The 13,473-nt window shown below is 64.5% G+C and carries 10 protein-coding genes; 9 read left to right on the forward strand and 1 reads right to left on the reverse strand.

The annotated features are described in order from the left end of the window. The first annotated feature begins 76 nt into the window (after nt 1-76). The 8 genes from argR (at nt 77) to astE (ending at nt 9,259) form a co-directional block, all read left to right on the forward strand. Nucleotides 77-1,057, forward strand: coding sequence for a transcriptional regulator ArgR (gene argR, locus ABIB24_RS20290; RefSeq protein ID WP_075045964.1), 981 nt, complete (start codon nt 77-79; stop codon nt 1,055-1,057). Between the two features lie 547 nt (nt 1,058-1,604). Next, the gene (locus tag ABIB24_RS20295) at nt 1,605-2,825 is read left to right on the forward strand and encodes an aspartate aminotransferase family protein (protein ID WP_013973653.1); all 1,221 of its coding nucleotides are present in this window, start codon (nt 1,605-1,607) and stop codon (nt 2,823-2,825) included. Between the two features lie 147 nt (nt 2,826-2,972). Continuing rightward, complete coding sequence (gene aruF, locus ABIB24_RS20300; RefSeq protein ID WP_085601600.1) at nt 2,973-3,992, forward strand: arginine/ornithine succinyltransferase subunit alpha; 1,020 nt, start codon at nt 2,973-2,975, stop codon at nt 3,990-3,992. A gap of 78 nt (nt 3,993-4,070) precedes the next feature. Next, on the forward strand, nt 4,071-5,099 hold the full coding sequence (astA, locus tag ABIB24_RS20305) for an arginine N-succinyltransferase (protein WP_085589092.1): 1,029 nt from the start codon (nt 4,071-4,073) through the stop codon (nt 5,097-5,099). Beyond that, a complete protein-coding gene (gene astD / locus ABIB24_RS20310; protein ID WP_137164557.1) occupies nt 5,100-6,563 on the forward strand; it encodes a succinylglutamate-semialdehyde dehydrogenase in 1,464 nt (487 codons plus the stop codon). A 23-nt stretch (nt 6,564-6,586) separates the two neighbouring features. Continuing rightward, nucleotides 6,587-7,936, forward strand: a complete 1,350-nt coding sequence (astB, locus tag ABIB24_RS20315) for an N-succinylarginine dihydrolase (protein ID WP_085614561.1) — start codon at nt 6,587-6,589, stop codon at nt 7,934-7,936. Between the two features lie 14 nt (nt 7,937-7,950). Beyond that, the gene (locus ABIB24_RS20320) at nt 7,951-8,241 is read left to right on the forward strand and encodes a topoisomerase II (RefSeq protein ID WP_003256592.1); all 291 of its coding nucleotides are present in this window, start codon (nt 7,951-7,953) and stop codon (nt 8,239-8,241) included. 10 nt (nt 8,242-8,251) lie between these two features. Next, nucleotides 8,252-9,259 (forward strand): succinylglutamate desuccinylase, encoded by a 1,008-nt coding sequence (gene astE / locus ABIB24_RS20325; RefSeq protein ID WP_085589087.1) that lies wholly within the window; start codon nt 8,252-8,254, stop codon nt 9,257-9,259. A 21-nt stretch (nt 9,260-9,280) separates the two neighbouring features. Here the strand turns inward: astE and ABIB24_RS20330 are convergent, their stop codons facing one another. Beyond that, nucleotides 9,281-10,561 carry a M91 family zinc metallopeptidase gene (locus tag ABIB24_RS20330; RefSeq protein ID WP_354317097.1) on the reverse strand — a complete coding sequence of 427 codons (1,281 nt, stop codon included), beginning with the start codon at nt 10,559-10,561 and terminating at the stop codon, nt 9,281-9,283. Nucleotides 10,562-10,826: 265 nt separating this feature from the next. Between ABIB24_RS20330 and alaS the strand changes: the two genes are divergently transcribed. Then, nucleotides 10,827-13,451, forward strand: coding sequence for an alanine--tRNA ligase (gene alaS / locus ABIB24_RS20335; RefSeq protein WP_354317099.1), 2,625 nt, complete (start codon nt 10,827-10,829; stop codon nt 13,449-13,451). Nucleotides 13,452-13,473 lie beyond the last annotated feature (22 nt).

The raw sequence follows: 13,473 nt of genomic DNA on the forward strand, positions 1-13,473 counted from the left end.
TAGGGCATGCTGCGCGGCGAGCGCAGCCTGACCCGGCGCACAGACTCGAACGACCTCAGGTTTCGGACCGCACCCTATGACCACCCAGCGAATCGGTTTTCTCATCTGGCCCAGCACCCGGCCCTTGACCCTGGCGCTGGCCGAGGAAGTGTTGCAGGTGGCGCAGCGGGTGCACCCGGAGGTGGCCTACGAGCTGGTCTTCCTGCAGGCGGAGCCGGCGCAAGAGGGCAGCTGGCGCCTGCCGGGCGAGCCGTGGAACGGCCGCCTTGAGGGGTGCCAAAAGCTGTTCCTGTTGGCTGACGAGCAGCCGCCGGCGGTGGGGGCTGCGTTGTCGGCGGCGCTCAAGCAACTGGCGCGCAGTGGCTGCATGATCGGCGGCCTGTCGGCTGGGGTCTACCCCCTGGCGATGCTGGGCCTGCTCGACGGTTACCGGGCTGCGGTGCACTGGCGCTGGCAGGATGATTTTGCCGAGCGCTTCCCCAAGGTCATCGCCACCAGTCACCTGTTCGACTGGGACCGCGATCGCCTGACCGCTTGTGGTGGCATGGCCGTGACCGACCTGCTGCTGGCGGTGCTGGCCCGTGACCACGGGGCGGAGCTGGCCGGGGCAGTGTCGGAGGAACTGGTGGTCGAGCGCATCCGCGAGGGTGGCGAGCGCCAGCGCATTCCGCTGCAGAACCGCCTGGGCTCCAGCCACCCCAAGCTGACCCAGGCGGTGCTGCTGATGGAGGCCAACATCGAAGAGCCGCTGACCACCGACGAAATTGCCCAGCACGTGTGCGTTTCGCGCCGGCAGCTGGAGCGTATCTTCAAGCAGTACCTGAACCGCGTGCCGAGCCAGTACTACTTGGAGCTGCGGCTGAACAAGGCGCGGCAGATGCTGATGCAGACCAGCAAGTCGATCATCCAGATCGGGCTGTCCTGCGGCTTCTCCTCGGGGCCGCATTTTTCCAGTGCCTACCGCAACTTCTTTGGCGCAACGCCGCGGGAGGATCGCAACCAGCGGCGTAGCAGCAGCCCGTTCGAACTGAGCTCGGCGCCTGCCGAAAAGGGTTGAGGTTCCGGGTGGGATCGGGGCGTATGCCTTGAGGTTGATGGCGGGGCTGAAATCGAGCGCCGCCCGCGCGGCGCTTCGCAGCACAAGGCTGCTCCTACATCTGTTTCCGGCCAGTCACGCCTGCACCATCGCACGCGACCGCCTGGGTTGCCCGACGCGATATCTAGGTGGACACCAAGGGGTCGCGCGCCCTCGCCTCAGGAATAACTGGCCCGAAACAGATGTAGGAGCAGCCTTGTGCTGCGAAGCGCCGCGCGGGCGGCGCTCGATCTCACAGGCGCCACACGAACCTCGCCGGACATCCTGCACGATTCACCAGGTAGCCAGCCCCTCACAAACCTTCGTGTACACCCGTTCACCCAGCCCCCTCTCTCCCGTACACTGCGCGATTGCGACAGTGTTTGTCGCATTGCCGAAAGCCTTGTCAAAACTGGGTTTTGCGCTGTAACAAGTTGTCGCTTGGCCGCAAGGACAGGCGCGGATCAGTCCTTACAATCCCCCCATCGCTCGCCACTTCCAGGCCAGCGTTCCTCTTCAGGAGACTCAGATGTCCGTTGAGCAAGCCCCGGTGCAACGTGCCGATTTCGACCAGGTCATGGTCCCCAACTATTCTCCGGCGGCCTTCATTCCTGTGCGAGGCGAGGGTTCCCGCGTCTGGGACCAGTCCGGTCGCGAATTGATCGACTTTGCCGGTGGCATCGCGGTCAACGCCCTGGGCCACTGCCACCCGGCATTGGTCAAGGCCCTGACCGAGCAAGCCAACACCCTCTGGCACGTATCCAACGTGTTCACCAACGAGCCGGCCCTGCGCCTGGCCCACAAGCTGGTGGACGCCACCTTTGCCGACCGTGCGTTCTTCTGCAACTCCGGCGCCGAGTCCAACGAGGCCGCCTTCAAGCTGGCCCGTCGCGTTGCCCACGACCGCTTCGGCCCGGAAAAGCACGAAATCATCGCCACCGTGAACAGCTTCCACGGCCGTACCCTGTTCACCGTAAGCGTCGGTGGCCAGCCGAAGTACTCCGATGGCTTCGGCCCGAAGATCACCGGCATCAGCCATGTGCCGTACAACGACCTGGAAGCGCTGAAGGCACAGATTTCCGACAAGACCTGCGCCGTGGTGATCGAGCCGATCCAGGGCGAGAGCGGCGTGGTGCCGGCCGACAAGGCCTACCTGGAAGGCGCGCGCAAACTGTGTGACGAACACAACGCCCTGCTGATCTTCGACGAAGTGCAGACCGGCGTTGGCCGTACCGGTTCGCTGTATGCCTACCAGCACTACGGCGTTACCCCGGACATCCTGACCAGCGCCAAGAGCCTGGGCGGCGGTTTCCCGATCGGTGCCATGCTGACCACCACCGAGCTGGCCAAGCACCTGGCCGTCGGCACCCACGGCACCACCTATGGCGGCAACCCGCTGGGCTGCGCCGTCGCCTGCGCGGTGCTGGATGTGGTCAACACCCCGGAAACCCTGGCCGGCATCAAGGCCAAGCATGAGCGCTTCAAGGTCCGCCTGGAGCAGATCGGCCAGAAGTACAACCTGTTCAGCCAGGTGCGTGGCGTTGGCCTGCTGCTGGGCTGTGTGTTGACCGAGGCCTGGAAAGGCAAGGCCAAGGACGTGCTCAACGCCGCCGAGAAAGAAGGCGTGATGGTGCTGCAGGCCGGCCCGGACGTGGTCCGCTTCGCGCCAAGCCTGGTGGTTGAAGACGCCGACATCGACGAAGGCCTGGACCGCTTCGAGCGCGCCGTGGCCACCCTGACCAAGGGCTGATCCGCCTGCGGTTCCTTCGCCGGCCCCGGTGCAGGCTCAACCCGAGTCTGCACCGGGCCGGTGATACCCGATTCCAGTGCAGGTGCCAGTGCACCTGCCGTTTTTCCGTGCCGCCGTGAGCGGCCCGTATTCCAAAGGAGTGACACCATGCTGGTGATGCGCCCCGCGCAAATGGCTGATCTGAACGAAGTGCAGCGCATGGCTGCAGACAGCCCCATTGGTGTCACCTCGCTGCCGGACGACACCGCTCGCCTGGGCGACAAGATCGCCGCATCCGAGACTTCCTTCGCCGCCGAGGTCAGCTTCAACGGTGAAGAAAGCTACTTCTTCGTGCTCGAGGACAGCGAAACCGGCAAGCTGGCCGGTTGCTCGGCCATCGTCGCTTCGGCCGGCTACTCCGAGCCGTTCTACAGTTTTCGTAACGAGACCTTCGTGCACGCCTCGCGCGAGCTGAAGATCCATAACAAGATCCACGTTTTGTCGCTGTGCCATGACCTGACCGGCAACAGCCTGCTGACCAGCTTCTATGTGCTGCCGGAACTGGTGAACAGTGGCTGGGCCGAGCTCAATTCGCGTGGTCGCCTGCTGTTCATGGCCGCTCACCCGGAGCGTTTCGCCGACTCGGTGGTGACCGAGATCGTCGGCTACAGCGACGAGCAGGGCGAATCGCCGTTCTGGGATGCCATCGGCCGCAACTTCTTCGACCTCAACTACGCCGACGCCGAGCGCCTGTGCGGCCTGAAGAGCCGCACCTTCCTCGCCGAACTGATGCCGCACTACCCGATCTACGTGCCGCTGCTGCCTGACCTGGCGCAGGAAGCCATGGGCCAGGTGCACCCGCGGGCGCAGATTACCTTCGACATCCTCATGCGCGAAGGCTTCGAGACCGAGCACTACATCGACATCTTCGATGGTGGCCCGACCCTGCATGCGCGTACTTCGGGTATCCGCTCCATCGCCCAGAGCCGGGTGGTGCCGGTGAAGCTCGAGGACACCCCGGTCAAGGGCGGGCGCCCGTACCTGGTGTGCAACGGCCAGTTGCAGGATTACCGCGCGGTACTGCTGGACCTGGACTGGGTGCCGGGCAAGCCGGTCAGCCTGAGCCCGGCCGCTGCCGAGGCGCTGGGGGTGGGCGAGGGTGCCAGCGTGCGTCTGGTTGCGGTCTGAGGTCTGGCAACAGACGTTTCGGGATTGATGCGTTAGAAGAGTTTCGCGCCGGCCGCCGCCGCCGCAAAAGGAGATAGCATGATCGTTCGTCCTGTACGCAGCAGCGATTTGCCTGCGTTGATCGAATTGGCACGCAGCACCGGTACCACCGGGCTGACCACGCTGCCGGCCAACGAAGAGCGCCTGGGGCATCGCGTTGGCTGGGCGGAGAAGAGCTTCCGCGGCGAAGCCGAGCGTGGCGACACCGACTACCTGTTCGTGCTGGAAAACGACGAAGGCATGGTGGTGGGCATCAGTGCCATCGCCGGTGCCGTCGGCCTGCGCGAGCCTTGGTACAACTACCGGGTCGGCCTGACCGTCAGCGCCTCGCAGGAGCTGAAGATCTACCGCGAAATCCCCACCCTGTTCCTGGCCAACGACCTGACCGGCAACTCCGAGCTGTGCTCGCTGTTCCTGCGCAGCGACTACCGCTCCGGCCTCAACGGCCGCCTGCTGTCGCGGGCGCGCATGCTGTTCATCGCCGAGTTCCCCGAGCTGTTCGGCAAGAAGATCATCGCCGAAATGCGCGGCATGTCCGACGAGCAGGGCCGCTCGCCGTTCTGGGAAAGCCTGGGCCGGCACTTCTTCAAGATGGAGTTCAGCCAGGCCGACTACCTCACCGGCGTGGGCAACAAGTCGTTCATTGCCGAACTGATGCCGAAGTTCCCGCTGTACACCTGCTTCCTGTCCGAGGCAGCGCGCAACGTGATCGGCCGCGTGCACAAGGACACCGAGCCGGCGCTGGCGATGCTCAAGCAGGAAGGCTTCAACTATCAGGGCTACGTCGACATCTTCGACGCCGGCCCCGCCATCGAGTGCGACACCTCCAAGATCCGCGCCGTGCGCGAGAGCCAGACCCTGGTGCTGGCGGTGGGCACGCCGGGCGATGACGCGACGCCTTACATCATCCACAACCGCAAGCGCGACGACTGCCGCATCACGGCCGCACCTGCGCGGCTGGCTGCCGGTACCCTGGTGGTCGACCCCCTGACCGCCAAGCGCCTGCGCATGGGCGCCGGCGACAACGTGCGCGCCGTGCCGCTGTCGGCAAGCCGGGAGGCCCAGTAAATGACCACGCATTACATCGCAGGCAATTGGCAGGTTGGCCAGGGTGAAACCCTGCAGTCGCTCAACCCGGTGACGCAAGCCGTCGTCTGGGAGGGGCAGGGTGCTGACGCCAGCCAGGTGGATGCCGCCGTGCAGGCAGCCCGTCAGGCGTTCCCGGCCTGGGCGCAATTGAGCCTGGAAGCGCGTATCGATTTGCTGGAGAAGTTCGCCACGCAACTGAAAGCGCATGCCGAAGCCATGGCCCAGTGCATCGGTGAGGAAACCGGCAAGCCCCTGTGGGAGTCGGCGACCGAAGTCACCAGCATGATCAACAAGGTAGCGATCTCGGTGCAGAGCTACCGCGAGCGCACCGGCGAAAAGAGCGGCCCGCTGGCCGATGCCACGGCCGTGCTGCGGCACAAGCCCCATGGTGTGGTGGCGGTGTTCGGCCCTTACAACTTCCCCGGCCACCTGCCCAACGGCCATATCGTGCCGGCGCTGCTGGCGGGCAACTGCGTGGTGTTCAAGCCCAGTGAGCTGACGCCCAAGGTCGCCGAGCTGACCGTCAATTGCTGGATTGCCGCCGGGCTGCCGGCGGGTGTGCTCAACCTGGTGCAGGGCGCGCGCGAAACCGGTGTGGCGCTGGCCGCCAACCCGGGTATCGATGGCTTGTTCTTCACCGGCTCCAGCCGCACCGGCAACCTGCTGCACCAGCAGTTCGCCGGCCGCCCGGACAAGATTTTGGCCCTGGAAATGGGCGGCAACAACCCGCTGGTGGTGGATGAGGTCAAGGACCTCGATGCGGCGGTGTACACCATTATCCAGTCGGCGTTCATTTCCGCCGGCCAGCGCTGCACCTGCGCCCGCCGTCTGCTGGTGCCGCAAGGCGCCTGGGGCGATGCGCTGATCGCGCGCCTGGTCGAGGTGAGCAGATCCATCACGGTCGGTGCGTTCGACCAGCAACCGGCGCCGTTCATGGGCTCGGTGATTTCGCTGCAGGCAGCGCGGGCGCTGATTGCAGCCCAGGCCGAACTGGTCGCCAAGGGCGCCGTCAAGCTGCTGGAAATGACCCAGCCACAGGCCGATGCCGCACTGCTGACCCCGGGCATTGTCGATGTCACCGCCGTGGCCGAGCGCCCGGACGAAGAGTTCTTCGGCCCGCTGCTGCAGGTGATCCGCTATGCCGACTTCGATGCCGCCATCGATGAGGCCAACAACACCCAGTACGGCCTGGCTGCCGGCTTGCTGTCCGATTCCCGCGCCCGTTACCAGTACTTCTGGCTGCGTAGCCGCGCCGGCATCGTCAACTGGAACAAGCAACTGACCGGTGCCGCCAGCAGTGCGCCGTTCGGCGGCGTGGGCGCCAGTGGCAACCATCGCGCCAGCGCCTATTACGCGGCGGACTACTGCGCTTACCCCGTGGCTTCGCTGGAGACCGCCAGCCTTGCCTTGCCGGCAACCCTGACGCCGGGCGTCACCCTATAACAACAGGTCACGGAGCCTAGCCGATGAAATCCTATGAAGTGAATTTTGATGGCCTGGTGGGGCCTACCCACAACTATGGCGGCCTGTCCTACGGCAACGTGGCTTCGCAGAGCAACAGCCAGCAGGGTTCCAACCCGCGCGAAGCCGCGCGCCAGGGCCTGGCGAAGATGAAAGCGCTGGCCGACATGGGCTTCAAGCAGGGCGTGCTGGCGCCGCAGGAGCGCCCCGACGTGGCCGCACTGCGCCGCCTGGGCTTCAGCGGCAGCGATGCCGAAGTGATCCAGCGCGCCGCCAAGGAGGCCATGCCATTGCTGGTGGCCAGCTGCTCGGCCTCGAGCATGTGGGTGGCCAACGCCGCCACGGTCAGCCCCAGTGCCGACACAGCCGATGGCCGCGTGCACTTTACTGCTGCCAACCTCAACTGCAAGTACCATCGCAGCATCGAGCACCCGACCACCAGCCGTGTGCTGGGTGCCATGTTCAGCAACGACAAGCACTTTGCCCACCACGAGGCACTGCCTGCCGTGGCGCAGTTCGGTGACGAGGGGGCGGCCAACCATACGCGCTTCTGCCGTGCATATGGCGAGGCCGGCGTGGAGTTCTTCGTCTACGGCCGCAGCGCCTTCGACAGCCGCTACCCGGCGCCGCAGAAGTACCCGGCCCGGCAAACCCTGGAGGCTTCCCAGGCTGTGGCCCGGCTGCATGGCCTGAGCGATGACGGCGTGGTCTACGCTCAACAGAACCCGGCCGTGATCGACCAGGGCGTGTTCCATAACGATGTAATTGCGGTGGGTAACGGCGAGGTGCTGTTCTACCACGAGGACGCTTTCCTCGACACCGACGCGGTACTTGGCCAGCTGCGAGCTAAACTGGCCAGCAAGGGTGGCAACTTCCAGGCCATCTGCGTGCCGCGGGCAGCGGTGACGGTGGAGGACGCGGTGCGTTCCTACCTGTTCAACAGCCAGCTGCTCAGCCGCGACGACGGCTCCATGCTGTTGGTGGTGCCGGAAGAGTGCCGCAACAACGAGCGGGTCTGGGCCTACCTGGGCCAGTTGACCAGCCAGGGCGGCGCGGTGAAAGAGGTCAAGGTGTTCGACCTCAAGCAGAGCATGCAGAACGGCGGTGGGCCGGCTTGCCTGCGTTTGCGCGTGGCGTTGAAGGAAACGGAACTGGCAGCGGTCAACCAAGGCGTTATCATGACCGCCTCGCTGTACGACACCCTGCTGCTGTGGGTCGACAAGCATTACCGCGATCGCCTTGGCGAGGCGGACCTGGCCGACCCGCAGTTGCTGGTGGAATGCCGTACGGCACTGGACGAATTGACCCAGATCCTGAAGTTGGGCTCGGTGTATCCGTTCCAACGCCAACCTTGAAGAGAGACTTTGCAATGACCGACGCCCTGCGCCTTATCCTGGAAGATGAAGACGGCACCCAGCTGGAAACTTCCTGCACCCGCTTTGCCGTGGTCTGGCAAGGCAAGGAAGTGTGGATTCAGCAGGATGGTCGTGGCCAGCTGCTGATCGGCGTGGATGTCGAGGAAGACGACACCGAGTACGCCAACCTGCTGCTGCGCCCGATGGCCACCAACCTGGTCAGCCTGCAGCTGGAAATGGAACCGGCGGAGGTCGGCGAAGACGACGATCACGTCCATGGCCCCGACTGCGGCCACCACCACTAAGGAAGTACCTATGCTCGCCCTTGGCAAATTGCTTGAGCTGACCCTCACCGATCACGAACCGGCCGAGAAGACCCAAGTGACACCCAAGGGCGCGCGTTTGCGTTGGCTGGGGGAGGGCGCGCTCGAAGTGCGCCCGGCCGAAAGCGAGGATTGCGGGCTGGACTTGCTGTTGTCCGCCGGCATCCACGGCAACGAAACGGCACCGATCGAGTTGCTCGAGCGGCTGCTGCATGGCGTGGCCAACGGCAAGATCAAACCCAAGGCCCGGGTGCTGTTCCTGTTCGGCAACCCGGCAGCGATCCGCAAGGGCGAGCGCTTCATCGAGCAGGACATCAACCGCCTGTTCAACGGCCGCCACGAGCTGTCCAGTGGCTTCGAGGCATTGCGTGCCGCCGAGCTGGAACAGTTCGCCCGGGTGTTCTTCAGCAAGCCGGGGCGCAACCGCCTGCACTACGACCTGCATACCGCCATCCGCGGCTCGAAGATCGAGCAGTTCGCCTTGTACCCTTATAAAGAGGGGCGCAAGCATTCCCGTCGCGAGCTGGCACGCCTGGCGGCGGCGGGCATGGAGGCGGTGTTGCTGCAGAGCAAATCCTCCATCACCTTCAGCGCCTTCACCTACGAGCAGCTGGAGGCCGAAGCCTTCACCCTGGAGTTGGGCAAGGCCCGCCCGTTCGGTCAGAACGAGCTGGTCAACCTCGACAAGCTGGAAGCGAGGCTGATCCACATCATCGAAGACACCGAGCCACAGGGCGAAGGCTCTCTGGATGGCTTGCAGCTGTTCAGCGTGTCCCGCGAGATCATCAAGCACAGCGACAGCTTCCACCTGCACCTGCCGGCGGACATCGAGAATTTTTCCGAGCTGAGCAAGGGTTATCTGCTGGCCGAAGACCTGGCCGAGACGCGCTGGGTGGTCGAGGAGGAGGGCGCGCGCATCATCTTCCCCAACCCCAAGGTCAAGAATGGCCTCAGGGCGGGGATTCTGATCGTTCCTGACTCCGGCCAGCGACTAGGCTGAGCTGGCCCCGATGCACTGAGCTCACGGCTGTGTGCGCAGCTCCAGTTGCAGCGCCTGACGTAGCCCGTTCTCAGTGAAGGCGGGTGGGTTGGTGTTCAGGGCGGTGCTGCCGCCGAATGTGAACCTGCAATCGGTGGGTAAGCCGATGCTCTGTAGCAGCAGGTTGTCCACCGGGTAAGCGCCGTTTTTGCCTTGGACCTCGGTCTGGCCCGGAAAGACGGTGCCTGACATCGAGTTCCAGCCTTGGCACAAGCAACGATACAGGTCGAGTAGTGGCAGTTGCGCTGCGGTCGACCAGCCTGGGTTGTATGCCAGGGTGCCGCCGCTGTAGCCCCAGCTACTCTGGTTTTCGTCGATGATGAAGTGGCCTTCGTCTTCATCTTCTTCGTGGTCGCTGGGTGTATAGGTCGTGAATTGGTGTCTGGATGCTTCGATCAGGCTGATCGGTGTCCCGGACTGCCCGGCCTTTTTATCCAGGGCCGCCAGCAGCGCCTGGCCGCAGGGTAGTTTGCGCAGCAGCTCCAGCGCATCCTGTGCTGCTTGCCTGAACGGGTCGCTACCCGTCACTCGCACGCCGATATTGTCCTGGGCCTGATGTTCGGCCGTCACGGGCCGGGCCAGTCGTGCATCGTTTTCGGTATCGCGGTAGAGCTCGACCCTGGAGGATTCGCTGCCAAGCAGGCGGTGCCCCGTGACGTTGACGACCGCGTTGCCCTTGTCGATGAGTACCGGGCCGCTACCGACCACAATCTGGTGCGTGCCGGTATGGGCGTCGATGTGGACGATACCTGCGCCGGTCTCGATCCTGTTGCCGCTCCCTATCATGTCGATCAGCACCGTCTTCTTTACCTCCCGGGCGATGACGATGTGGTGATTGCCATCGGTGAGGCGAATGGCGATGGCTTGGGCGGTATGCGCGGCGACCATGAATACCGCATCGTTGATGGTCACTTCCAGCAGGCATTCGCGCGGGGCGATACGTACGCGCTTTTGCTGCTCATTCGCGCGCAGCGCACGCGGGGCCACGTTGAAGACCAGCAGCTCGCTGTTCTGGGTGCTGCGGTGATAGCGCCGCCCCAATGGATAGGCGCGTTCGAGGGTGATTCGCACATTTTCGTCGGCCTGGATGTACTTGACCTCGGTCTGCTGCCGAGGGTTGTCTTCGTCATTGTCGAAGGCGGTTTGCGAGTGGCCGGGTTCCCGTGCGTCGATGTAGTAGATCGGTCTCGGGTTGGCCTGCATGATGCCGTGGGGTAGCGGATGCGGGTCCGAGTGGAGTTTGGAGAGGTTCAGCTCAGGCATGGAGTGCTCCGGCAGTGAGGGTGGGCCGGCAGGATCCCGTTCCACTGCGCGGGTCAGGTGTTGCTTATGTACCGCATGGGTGGGCCTGCAGGTCTGCTTTTCCGCCCTGGCCGTGCTCATGAACGGCTTTTCATCCGCCGATTGCTGTTCTGGTGTACAAACACACTGTATCTCCCGTTCAGGCTGGATATAATGGCGCCCTTTGCCGTCGTTTCGTCGATTCGACGTATTAGCCCAAACGGCCGCCGTTTCCGTGGAAGAACCTATGAAAAGCGCAGAAATCCGTGAAGCCTTCCTTCGCTTCTTCGAAGAGCAGGGACATACCCGAGTCGCCTCCAGTTCGCTGATCCCGAACAACGACCCGACCCTGCTGTTCACCAATGCCGGCATGAACCAGTTCAAGGACTGCTTCCTCGGTGCGGAGAAGCGTGCCTACACGCGTGCCGTCAGCAGCCAGAAGTGCGTGCGCGCCGGCGGCAAGCACAACGACCTGGAAAACGTCGGTTACACCGCGCGTCACCACACCTTCTTCGAAATGCTGGGCAACTTCAGCTTCGGTGACTATTTCAAGCGCGATGCGATCACCTTCGCCTGGACCTTCCTGACTTCGGAAAAATGGCTGAACCTGCCCAAGGAAAAGCTCTGGGTCACCGTCTACGCCACTGACGACGAAGCCTACGATATCTGGACCAAGGAAGTCGGCGTGCCGGCCGAGCGCATGGTGCGCATCGGCGACAACAAGGGCGCCCCGTACGCCTCCGACAACTTCTGGACCATGGGCGACACCGGCCCGTGCGGCCCGTGCACCGAGATCTTCTACGACCACGGCCCGGACATCTGGGGCGGCCCACCCGGCTCGCCGGAAGAAGACGGCGATCGCTACATCGAGATCTGGAACAACGTCTTCATGCAGTTCAACCGCACCGCCGACGGCGTGCTGCACCCGCTGCCAGCGCCGTCGGTAGACACCGGCATGGGCCTGGAGCGCGTCAGCGCCGTGCTGCAGCACGTGCACTCGAACTACGAGATCGACCTGTTCCAGAACCTGCTGTCGGCCGCGGCCAAGGCCATCGGTTGCAGCAATGAGGGCCAGGCCTCGCTGAAAGTGGTCGCCGACCACATCCGTTCGTGCGGCTTCCTGATCGCCGACGGCGTGCTGCCGTCCAACGAAGGCCGTGGCTACGTGCTGCGCCGCATCATTCGTCGCGCCTGCCGCCACGGTAACAAGCTGGGCGCCAAAGGCAGCTTCTTCTACCAGATCGTTGCCGCGCTGGTCGCTGAAATGGGCGAGGCCTTCCCGGAACTGAACAGCCAGCAGGCGCACATCGAGCGCGTGCTCAAGGCTGAAGAAGAACAGTTCGCCAAGACCCTGGAGCAGGGCCTGCGTATCCTCGAGCAGGACCTGGCCCAGCTCGAGGGTGATGTGGTGCCGGGCGACGTGGTGTTCAAGCTGTACGACACCTACGGCTTCCCGATGGACCTGACCGCCGACATCGCCCGCGAGCGCGAGCTGACCATCGACGAAGCCGGCTTCGAGCGCGAGATGGACGCCCAGCGTGAGCGCGCCCGTTCCGCCAGCGCCTTCGGCATGGACTACAACAGCCTGGTCAAGGTCGACAGCGCCACCGAGTTCCTCGGCTACGATGCCACCGAAGGCCAGGGCAAGATCATCGCCCTGTACAAGGACGGCCAGGCCGTCGACCAGCTGGGTGAAGGCGAGCAGGGCGTGGTCGTGCTCGACCGCACGCCGTTCTACGCCGAATCCGGTGGCCAGGTGGGTGACACCGGCTACCTGCAGGCTGGCGCTGCGCGCTTCGACGTGCGCGACACCACCAAGACCGGTGGTGCCTTCCTGCACCACGGCGTGGTCGCCAGCGGTGCGCTGGTGATCGGTTCGCCGGTCCAGGCCAAGGTCGATGCCGACGTGCAGCACGCCACCTCGCTGAACCACTCCGCCACCCACCTGCTGCACGAAGCGCTGCGCCAGGTACTGGGCGAGCACGTGCAGCAGAAAGGCTCGTTGGTCGACAGCCAGCGCCTGCGTTTCGACTTCAGCCACTTCGAGGCGGTGAAACCGGAGCAGATCAAGGCCCTGGAAGACATCGTCAACCGCGAAGTGCGCAAGAACACTGCGGTGGAAACCGAACTGACCGACATCGAAACCGCCAAGGCCAAGGGTGCCATGGCGCTGTTCGGCGAGAAGTACGGCGATACCGTGCGTGTGCTGAGCATGGGCGGCGATTTCTCGGTGGAGCTGTGCGGCGGTATCCACGCCAAGCGCACCGGTGACATCAGCCTGTTCAAGATCATCAGCGAAGGCGGCGTGGCCTCTGGCGTGCGCCGTATCGAAGCGGTCACCGGCGCTGCTGCGCTGGCCTACCTGAACGCTGCCGAAGAGCAGGTCAAGGAAGCCGCGCAGCTGGTGAAGGGTAATCGCGACAACCTGATCGACAAGCTGTCGGCTGTGCTCGAGCGCAACCGCCAGCTGGAGAAGCAGCTGGAACAGCTGCAGGCCAAGGCCGCCAGCGCCGCCGGGGATGATCTCTCCAACGCGGCCGTTGAGGTCAAGGGCGCCAAGGTGCTCGCCGCCCGCCTGGATGGGCAGGACGGCAAGGCCCTGCTGGCGCTGGTCGATCAGCTGAAGAACAAGCTCGGCCACGCAGTGATCCTGCTGGGCAGCGAGCATGAGGGCAAGGTCGTGCTGGTGGCCGGCGTGACCAAGGACCTCTCCAGCCAACTCAAGGCTGGCGATCTGATGAAACAAGCCGCTGCGGCGGTGGGTGGCAAGGGCGGTGGCCGTCCGGACATGGCCCAGGGTGGCGGCGTCGACGTCGCTGCACTGGACCAGGCCCTGGCGCTGGCCGTGCCATTCGCAGAGCAGGGACTTTGAGATGAGGGGGCCGGCGGTCTAG

Source organism: Pseudomonas sp. UYEF17 (assembly GCF_040546125.1).
Classification (GTDB): Bacteria; Pseudomonadota; Gammaproteobacteria; order Pseudomonadales; family Pseudomonadaceae; genus Aquipseudomonas; species Aquipseudomonas putida_Z.